Origin of the sequence: Streptococcus sp. SK140 (assembly GCF_000259525.1) — a bacterium.
Lineage (GTDB): Bacteria > Bacillota > Bacilli > Lactobacillales > Streptococcaceae > Streptococcus.
The window spans coordinates 1-9,144 of sequence record NZ_AJML01000009.1 but is presented as its reverse complement, the minus strand read 5'-3'; the positions used below and the strand labels follow the sequence as shown (position 1 = coordinate 9,144).

The following is a 9,144-nucleotide window of genomic DNA, read 5'->3' as shown; positions in this document are numbered from 1 at the left end:
TGAGTACCTGCCAAGTCTACTTCATAGAAGTAAAGGCCTTTGCCCAATTTCTCTACTGGTGGGAGAGCCGGATTTTTGGCTGAACCGTTGTCTGACCATGGGGCCTTATCGGATGCTTTTAAGATAAGGCGAGTCAACATGCCGTCGCCAGCGAAGAATTCGTATGGAATAACTTGATTAACACCAGCTGTGAATGGACCAGGGAAATTGGCTTTGTCCAAGTAAGTAGCTGGGACATCAACTGTGTCTTTGGTATTATCAACCACGCCTTTTTGAACTTCAGCAGGGGTGGTTGCTGGTTGAGCTTCACCTGCCTCACGGTCTTGTCCAGATACTACAGGAGCAGAATTTGTTGCAGGTTTAACCGTATCTTCTGTTTCTTTCTTAGAGTCATCTTGGGATTGCACTTCTTCTTTTGGTGCTACTACTTGGTCTTTATTAGACACATCCGCTTTTTCTGAAAAACTTGTAGTATCCAAGCTTGCTTTAGGCGTTGAATCTGCCTGTTCTGAAGGAAGAGTAGTATCCACTGCTTCTTTGAGTAGCTCTACTGGTAAGTAGCTCTTTGCACTTACCGAATCTGCATCTGGCACGACTTGAGCAGAGGTCGGATTAACCACATCGGCACGTGCAGAACTTGGTTGACCAACTAGGACAAAGAAGCCACTGGCCACAACAACTGAGGCAACACCGACACTGAGACGACGAATAGACCAACGAGTATATCTTTGATTTGGATTGAATTTCATAGGATTCTCCTTAGAGTTTTTCTTTATTTGATGACTCTAGTATAATCTCCTAAAATTAAAAAGGATTAAGAAAAAGTTAAAATTTTTCTTAAATCCCTCTTATAAAATACTTATATTGACTCAATAGTCGTTGAAAAAAGAATAGTCACTCCTCTTCTACTCACTGAGGCTTGCTAGAGTATCCAAATATTGGTTATTGATCACTGCCATGATATAGGAGTCGGCTTTCAATAGATCATTCGGTCCAAACTGTACATCTAAGGGAGCATTTTCGTAGTCACGAAAACCGAGGATATTGAGATTGTACCGTCCTCTAAGATTTAATTGGCTAAGGCTCTTTCCTACCCACGATACAGGAACTTTCATTTCGACAATGGAGACATTCTTGTCCAACTGAAAGACATCTACACTGTTATTAAAGAGAATCGTCTGTGCCAACGAACGACCCATCTCATACTCTGGTGAAATGACTGAATCTGCACCTATTTTTTCAAGGACTTTTTTTGCTGTATGGCTTTTAACCTTAGCAATAACAGTTGGTACACCCAGGCTCTTGCAATGCATGACTGCAAGAACACTGGACTCTAGATTTTCACCCGTTGCGACGACTACGGTATCGCAGGTATCAATTCCAGCTGATAGCAAGAGGTCCTCATCTGTGATATCTCCAACAACACCACGCGCCAAGACTGGTTCAAATTGATTGATTCGTTCCTCATGGTCATCAATGGCTATGATATTTACATCATGCTTAGCGAGAGCGGCGAGAACACTACTCCCAAAAATACCCAAACCTAAAATTCCGATTGTCCGATCTGACATAGCTTATCCTTTCTTATCCTATGGTTATATCTGCTTTCATATAGTGAATCATATCTTTCTTATCTGGCCGATACTCAGCTAAACTGACTAATAGCGTCAGTGGCCCAATTCGTCCGATAAACATCAGTAGCATGACAATGCTGAGAGCTAATTTGCCTAATTCTGGTGTCAAATTAGCAGTTACTCCAACCGTAGCAAGTGCTGAAATAGTTTCAAACATCAGGTAGATAAATTTCGGATTCCCTTCTGCTGTTATTCCTAGTAAAATCAAGCCAACCAGAAAAGTCAATAAAAAAATAATGAAGACACTGAATGATTTTTGGACTGTCCGAGGTTCAATCGTTCTCTGTGCTACATTGGCATGAGGTAACCCTAAAAACTCACTGCGTGCGAATACCAACAAAACAAAGAAGGTCGTGATTTTTAGTCCTCCTGCTGTTCCTCCAGGTGCTCCACCGAGAAACATTTGTAAGATATAAATCAGCAATGTTACAGGTCTAGCTTGAGTGTAATCAATAGAAGCAAAACCTGCTGTTCTCATGCTGACAGTTTGGAAGAAACTGACCAGCAATTTATCAGGTACGCTAAGATTGCCAATGGTCCCTGGATTGTTCCACTCAATCAAGAGAGTTGAAACTGTTCCAGTAAATAAAATCCCCACTGTTAAAAAAAGAACCAATTTGGTATGAAAACGAAGACGTCGTTTTTTCTTCTTTCCTAACTGGGTTGCTAGATCAAACCAAACCATGAAACCTAGACCGCCTGTAATAATCAAGCCAGCAATCACTAGATTAACCAAAGGATCTGTCTGAAAGGCTAGCAAACTCGTACTTCCAAAATTATCAAATCCAGCATTACAGAAAGCTGAAATCGCCAAAAAGATAGACGTTAAAATACCTCGCCCCCAGCCAAATTCGGGGATAAAACGAAAACTCAGCAGAAAGGCTCCTAAACCTTCTACTAAAAAAGTCGTCAAAAAGATGGAACGTAGAAAATCCTTCAAAGACTGAGTTTCTTCAAAACTAAAACTCTCCAGAATTGTTTCACGGTTTCTAAGACTCAATTTTTGCTTACTCTGAATATAGAAAACTCCGATAAAGGTCATGAGACCCAAGCCACCAATCTGAATTAAGAACATACAGATTAGCTGACCCCAGATATTATAAGTGGACACTACAGGTTGGGTAAAGAGACCTGTCACACAGACCATAGACACGGTAGTGAAAAGGTGGTCAAAATAAGTTGCTCTGGAAGTTGCTACCTGTACAACGGGTAGGCTCAAAAGTAGGGAACCTAGTAAAATGACTAGGGCAAAACTCAAAAAAATTCGACGAGCAGGTGACATCTGAGCCAGACTCTGCTCTATTTTTTCTCTTAATGATTTGAATAACATAGCTACATTGTACCATAAAACAGTTAAAGCAGTCACATATGACTAACGATTTCAAGACAGAGTTCTAAGGCCTTGTCAAAAGCTTCTGAACCCCAATCGCGGCTATCATAATTTTCTAAATCCGCTAGAGAGTCGGCTGTAAATAGAAGTTGACCCCAAACTACTCCTCGAAGCTGGGCAACTGCTGCAAGAGCTGCACACTCCATCTCCACAACTGCACAACCTTCTTCCTTACGATAGGCAACTTTTTCAGCTGTTTCTCGGTAAAATCCGTCTGTCGACCAAGTCATGACTTCTTCGTAAGGGACACCTAGTTGTTCCAAAACTTGCTCGGTAGCAGAAATTGCTTGAACATGCACATCCATATAACGAGAAGGTGGTGCATAATGGTAACTGGCTCCTTCATCGCGTAGGGCTCGAACTGGAACTAGAAAGGCATTCTCCTCTATATCAGCTAGGACTCCACAAGTACCAGTGGAAATGATTTGCTCCACACCATAGCCAATCAACCAATCCATAAACTGGGCCGCTGGGGCAGAACCCACGGGCGCCTGGGCCAGACAAATCTCCTCGCCCTTGTAGTTGATGACATAAACAGGATAAGTTTTCGTGGCAGAAACAAATTCCCCGACGCACTTCGCCCCTACTTCCTGAGCATAGCGATCAATCTCCTCCTCCAAAAATGCATAGACGCACTTCTTTGGCAACTGTAAATCTAAACCTTCATGGTTAGGCATGATAACCGCTTGCGGATTGTCATCAAACTCTAAAATAGGAATAGCATGTTTTTGAATCATAGAGTACCTCCTCTAAATTTGTACTATTATAACAAAAGCAAAACGAAAGTCAAGACGGAAGCCTAAGTCAACTCAAAAACTTATTTTAAATAGGAAAGAAGAATTAAAAACTATTTTTCGTACTAAAAAAATTGCTGTAGCAAAGGAATTATCTTATAATAGATTGAATTTAAAAAAAGTGAGGGAGTTTTATGAAATTCTATTCCTATGACTATGTGCTCAGCCAGATTAGTCAACAGAATTGGGTCATGATTATCGTATCAGCTTTACTGCTTATTGTGACTGGATTTTTTGCATTTAAGGCTTTTCAAGATAAGAGAGGAAGTAAGTTCCGTGAATTATCGATTATTTCTATTTTGACCTTAATAGCTTTCGTTTTGATAAGCATTACGAATTTTCAAAACAACCAATCCAATGACAATCAATTCCGTAGTTCCTTACACTTCATCGAGATTGTCTCAAAAGAGTTAGGTGTTGATAAAAAGGCTGTCTACGTCAATACTTCAGCTACAACTGACGGAGCCATTGTTAAGGTTGGCGACAATTTTTACCGCGCTATCAGTGGAAGCGACCAAGATAGCTACTTATTAGAAAAGATAGAACTCTATAAATCAGATGTTGAACTCGTGGAGGTTGAAAAATGATAAGCTTTTTTGCTACAATTGCGATTAAATTAGCCTTAGGGCTTCTTTCTCTAGTGTTTGTTATTAACGTAACAGGGAAAGGAAATCTTGCACCAAGTTCTGCAGTGGACCAAATCCAGAACTTTGTTCTCGGGGGTATTATCGGTGGGGTTATCTACAATAGTTCTATTACCATCATCCAATACATTGTTATCCTCATTATTTGGACTATTCTCATTTTACTCCTTAAATGGTTGAATACCAATGTTTCCTTCATCAAACATCTGATTGACGGAAAACCAACTATTATCATTAAAAATGGTAAGTTAGATCCAGAAGCCTGTCGCTCAAAAGGTCTTGCAGCGGCAGATGTAGCTCTTAAGTTGCGCTCTCAAGGGATTTTCCAATTGAAAGAAGTCAAGAGAGCTGTGATTGAGCAAAATGGACAGCTGATTGTCGTAAGAATGGGTGACGAGAATCCTAAGTACCCAGTCATTACAGACGGTGTTGTCCAAATTGAAATCCTAGAAACCATTGGCAAATCCGAGGAGTGGCTAACTGAGAAATTGAAAGAAGAAGGTTTCGAAGAAGTCTCAAATATCTTTATTGCTGAATACGATAAAGGTCAATTGAATGTTGTAACCTATTAAAAAAATAAACTGATGCTTTTCGTATCAGTTTTTTGCTTTTTAGTACAAAAGGGTATATACTTAAGTTATTATCTGATGGAATTTAGATGATGGAATAAATTAACGGAGGTAATCCCCATGTCAATCGAAGAAAAATTCAACCAAGCTAAAGGTTCTGTTAAAGAAGGTTTTGGTAAACTTACTGGCGATACAAAAACTCAAGCTGAAGGAGCTGCAGAAAAAGTAGCTTCAAAAGCTAAAGAAGTTGCTGAAGATGCTAAAGAAGCTGTCGAAGGTGCAGTATCTGGTGTAAAAAACATCTTTAAAAAAGACGGGGAATAATTCTTTCTCGTCCTAACAATAAAAAAATCTCCCTTCTCTTTCGAGAAAGGAGATTTTATTTTATGGGTGTCCGCCAGGTGCACCACCACCAGGGCCACCATTTCCTTGAGGGTCACCGCCAGGTGCTCCTCCGCCTCCAGGCATAGAATTGACGATTTCAGTTTGTTTTTCACCATTGAGGTAGATATCTCCACCTGTGTAGGTCGCTGTTCCGTCAAAGTCAAAACCAGATTGACCAGTCATTTTGATGGTTCCTCCATTAACTGTAATATTACCGTTTGAATCAATTGGATCTGTGTCCCCTTGGCCAACTTCAACTGTCAAGTTCCCACCATTCATGGTAAAGAAAATTTCGCTTTGTTGAGCATTTTTGTTAGCCGCATTGACACCATCATCTGTTGAATAGATGGTAATATCCCCACCGTTGATAGTGATTGACTTTCCTTCAAGCCCTTCGGTAGAATTCTTGACGGTATAGGTTCCACTATCGATGACCAAATCACCTGAGGCATGGATACCATCATCACCTGCAGTAACGGTTATAGTGTTATCAGAGAGATACATGGTTCCAACAGAAGTATCGTCATCATTGTCGACCTTGACTCCGTCTTCCTTGGCATCGATGGCCATGTTTGTCCCGGTGATGTTGAGTTCATCATTAACATTAAAGGCATCTCCAACTGCTGTGATGTTGTAGGTTCCACCTGTGATGTGAAGTGTATCGTTAGCCTTGATAGCATTGTTTTTCTTGCCATCTACATTGAGAGTTCCTTTACCGTTGATGGTCAAGTCCACTTTAGAGAAGAGGGCCGCGTCAGCCTTGTCATCACTGTTTGAAGCTGAATCTGACAGGCTATTGGTTGTATCATCTGCTAGAGTTAGGTAAACATGGCCGGCTGATGTTGCAGAAATAGCTGCATTGGTATTAGTCATGGTGACGCCATTTAGAACGATGTGTACGTCATCTGAACTTCCAGCTTCGATCTTGATTTGAACTCCATCAGATTGACCGGAAATCACATAGGTACCTGACTTAGAGATTGTAACGGTAGAACCCGATACGGCCACTCCATCACCTGATACCGTTGCCGTTGATCCTGACAGAGTTACAGTTGCTGCTGTCTTTTCATCATAAGAAGTATCATAGTCCTTATCTGTAAAGTAACTAGATGTTTTCTTATTGGTAGTTACTGTTGTCGTTGCAGTACTATTGCTAGCTATTGTATTTGAAGTTGACTGGGTACATGCTGTTACTAGTGCTAGAGTTGTTATACTTGTTAATAGGAATGTCCATTTTTTTGCTTTCATGCTCGTTTCCTCGTCTTTCATTTTACATGCTCTTAGTCTACGGGTCTTTCCTAAAAGAAGCCTAAACTTTTTCTGAAAGTTTTCTTAAGTTTAGTTTCAATTAAGTTAAATTTAACAAAAGTTTTAGAAATCCCCTCTAGAATTGTAGACAAGCAAGTTCACCTTGTTTAGAAATAGTATAACTGAAAGCAAGAGGAGAAAGACTTATGAAACCATTAGAAACTACTTTTAAGCGGATTGAAACCAAATATATTGTCTCCAAAGATAAACTAGACAAACTGATTCAAGATTTAAAGGAATATCTAGTAGAAGACGACTATCCAATTTCAACTATTTCAAATATCTACTTTGATACGGAAGACTTTGCTGTGCTCCAAGATGATGATTTTGGAAATAAGCGAAAAGAGAAGGTTCGGATGCGGACCTATCTCAGTCAACCTAAAGCAGATAGTCAAGTATTTTTAGAAATCAAAACCAAGGACCAAGAAGGAGTTGGTCGCAAGTTTAGACTACTCTCAACTCCTAGTTCTATTCTTAATTTTATGACAAAAGGGCACCTGGATGCTAGCATTACTGATACAGTCGTCATTGAAAAAGTGAAAAAGCTTCACCAGGATTACAAGCAGGCTATCCAGCCTCGTATGTACATCTACTACGATCGTTATTCATTAAAAGAAAAAAAATACATCGAGGGCTACAACTATAACAAAATTCGTATCACAATTGACCAAAATCTAGTCTATAGAGATGAAAATGTCAGTCTTTTCGCTGGCAACCATGGTGATACTCTCTTAGATGATGATACTGTCATTATGGAGATTAAAGCTCCTGGAAACAAACCTCAGTGGTTACAAGACATTCTAGACAAGTACGGTTTGATGGAGCACAAATTTTCAAAATACAGTTGTGCTTACCACAAATCTCAAGGCCTTCCTTATGCACCACATCCCAGTATAGAAAGCGCAGGTACCGCTTATGCTTAATCTATTTAACTCAATTTTCAACAACATCACTGCAAGTGCAGACCCCTTCCAACTACTGCTGGCACTTCTAGTCAGTCTAGTCCTCGGTTTGGCACTTACTTGGACCTACAAATATCGGACCCTCTACACCAGAGAATTTGCTATCAGCTTGACTCTACTCCCCTGCCTTATGACCTTGGTTATTTTTCTGGTCAATGGGAGCTTGGGTACTTCAATTGCTGTAGCCGGAACTTTTAGTTTGATTCGTTTCCGTTCTGCAACTAGTGGTTCAAGAGAACTGATTGCTATTTTCCTTGCCATGATTATCGGTCTAGCTTGCGGAACAGGCTATCTCTTCCTAGCAATTCTCTTCACTCTCTTTATCTTGGGCGTTTGGTTCCTTTTGGAAAATCAACAAGTCAAAACTGACAATCAACGCCGTAGACTTTTGACAATCACGGTAGCTAATCAAGAGAAAATTCAAGGTGCTATCCAATCAGCTCTTGACCAATTCTGCTCAGAAATTGACATGATTACAATCAATAGCACAAATGCAGGGGACAACCTTAGCATTGTCTATGAAGTCGAGCTAAAAACAGAGGTTGATGATTTCCAAGTGACTAGCTACCTTACACAGAATATCGATCAATGCGATGTGGCATTAACTAAAAAAGCTAAAAAGAGAAAGAATCTCTAAAAACGAAAAACGAGGCTCGGATAAAAATTCCGACCTCGTTTTTTGCTAGCAATAAGTTTTTGATACTGAGACTGGTTAGGCTTTTCGATTCCAAAGAGTTCTTGTGAAAAAGACTACATCTTCTCTATCTCAACCTTTAATTTCCTTTAACTGGAATCTCTTTGATAACTCGTGCTGGATTTCCTGCTAGAACAACATTGTCACCAAAGGATTTTGTAATGACCGCTCCTGCTCCTGCAACGACATTATCCCCTAAAGTAACACCCGGTAGGACAATGACACCACCACCTGCCCAAAAGTTCTTACCAATCGTGATGGGTTTGCCAAATTCTAGTCCTGAGTTTCGTTCGTCGGGATCCAGTGGGTGAAGGGGTGTTAAAAATTGACAATTAGGACCAATCATGGCATTATCACCGATGGTTATAGGACAAACATCTAGCATAGTTAAATTCCAATTGGAATAAAAATTTTCTCCCAGATGAATATTGACCCCGTAATCTACCATCAAGCGAGTGTTGATGTAGAGATTTTCACCAGTAGAACCAAACCAACCTTTGATGATTTCCATACCTTTTACCGGGTCGACTTCTTCATTAAAAGCTGCTTGCTTTTGTCGCGCTGTTTGCGCTAAGGCACGGAGTTCTGGATCAAACGGGTGATAGGGTTCCCCCGCAATCATTTTTTGATATTCAGTTTTCATATTTTGATATCCTTGTTTTTTATACTCAATGAAAATCAAAGAGCAAACTAGGAAGAGAGCCGCAGGCTGTACTTGAGTACGGCAAGGTGAAGCTGACGTGGTTTGAATTTGATTTTCGAAGA

Annotated in this window: 11 protein-coding genes; 5 read left to right on the top strand and 6 right to left on the bottom strand. The window is 40.1% G+C overall.

Translation table 11 applies throughout. The features are described 5' to 3' along the window. The 4 genes from HMPREF1116_RS03425 to HMPREF1116_RS03410 all read right to left on the bottom strand — a co-directional run. Window positions 1-749, bottom strand: a 749-nt coding sequence (locus HMPREF1116_RS03425; protein WP_000671353.1) for an SSURE domain-containing protein, incomplete at its 3' end; no start/stop codon positions are given. Between the two features lie 156 nt (window positions 750-905). After that, on the bottom strand, window positions 906-1,571 hold the full coding sequence (locus tag HMPREF1116_RS03420) for a potassium channel family protein (protein ID WP_001283888.1): 666 nt from the start codon (window positions 1,569-1,571) through the stop codon (window positions 906-908). A gap of 13 nt (window positions 1,572-1,584) precedes the next feature. Continuing rightward, window positions 1,585-2,964 (bottom strand): TrkH family potassium uptake protein, encoded by a 1,380-nt coding sequence (locus HMPREF1116_RS03415; protein ID WP_025171234.1) that lies wholly within the window; start codon window positions 2,962-2,964, stop codon window positions 1,585-1,587. 32 nt (window positions 2,965-2,996) lie between these two features. After that, the gene (locus HMPREF1116_RS03410; protein ID WP_000614988.1) at window positions 2,997-3,761 is read right to left on the bottom strand and encodes a nucleoside phosphorylase; all 765 of its coding nucleotides are present in this window, start codon (window positions 3,759-3,761) and stop codon (window positions 2,997-2,999) included. Window positions 3,762-3,952: 191 nt separating this feature from the next. Here HMPREF1116_RS03410 and HMPREF1116_RS03405 point away from each other — a divergent pair, with 191 nt between their 5' ends. From HMPREF1116_RS03405 to HMPREF1116_RS03395, 3 genes are all read left to right on the top strand, one after another. Then, the gene (locus HMPREF1116_RS03405; RefSeq protein WP_000675344.1) at window positions 3,953-4,405 is read left to right on the top strand and encodes a DUF3290 family protein; all 453 of its coding nucleotides are present in this window, start codon (window positions 3,953-3,955) and stop codon (window positions 4,403-4,405) included. Further along, entirely contained in the window at window positions 4,402-5,034 is a 633-nt protein-coding gene (locus tag HMPREF1116_RS03400; protein ID WP_000622762.1) for a DUF421 domain-containing protein, read from the top strand. Before HMPREF1116_RS03405 ends, HMPREF1116_RS03400 begins: the two co-directional genes overlap by 4 nt. Before the next feature lie 117 nt (window positions 5,035-5,151). Then, on the top strand, window positions 5,152-5,355 hold the full coding sequence (locus tag HMPREF1116_RS03395; protein ID WP_000020982.1) for a CsbD family protein: 204 nt from the start codon (window positions 5,152-5,154) through the stop codon (window positions 5,353-5,355). Between the two features lie 60 nt (window positions 5,356-5,415). On the opposite strand, the gene HMPREF1116_RS03390 is transcribed toward HMPREF1116_RS03395, so the two are convergent. Further along, on the bottom strand, window positions 5,416-6,663 hold the full coding sequence (locus HMPREF1116_RS03390; RefSeq protein WP_000644917.1) for a carbohydrate-binding domain-containing protein: 1,248 nt from the start codon (window positions 6,661-6,663) through the stop codon (window positions 5,416-5,418). Window positions 6,664-6,869: 206 nt separating this feature from the next. Here HMPREF1116_RS03390 and HMPREF1116_RS03385 point away from each other — a divergent pair, with 206 nt between their 5' ends. Together HMPREF1116_RS03385 and HMPREF1116_RS03380 are read left to right on the top strand one after the other, a co-directional pair. Continuing rightward, window positions 6,870-7,646, top strand: a complete 777-nt coding sequence (locus HMPREF1116_RS03385) for a polyphosphate polymerase domain-containing protein (RefSeq protein WP_000803024.1) — start codon at window positions 6,870-6,872, stop codon at window positions 7,644-7,646. Continuing rightward, window positions 7,639-8,322: a DUF4956 domain-containing protein gene (locus tag HMPREF1116_RS03380; RefSeq protein WP_000933238.1), complete on the top strand. Its 684-nt coding sequence runs from the start codon at window positions 7,639-7,641 to the stop codon at window positions 8,320-8,322. The genes HMPREF1116_RS03385 and HMPREF1116_RS03380 overlap by 8 nt, the downstream gene beginning before the upstream one ends. 136 nt (window positions 8,323-8,458) lie before the next feature. Here the strand turns inward: HMPREF1116_RS03380 and HMPREF1116_RS03375 are convergent, their stop codons facing one another. Then, a complete protein-coding gene (locus HMPREF1116_RS03375) occupies window positions 8,459-9,022 on the bottom strand; it encodes a sugar O-acetyltransferase (RefSeq protein ID WP_007554540.1) in 564 nt (187 codons plus the stop codon). Window positions 9,023-9,144 lie beyond the last annotated feature (122 nt).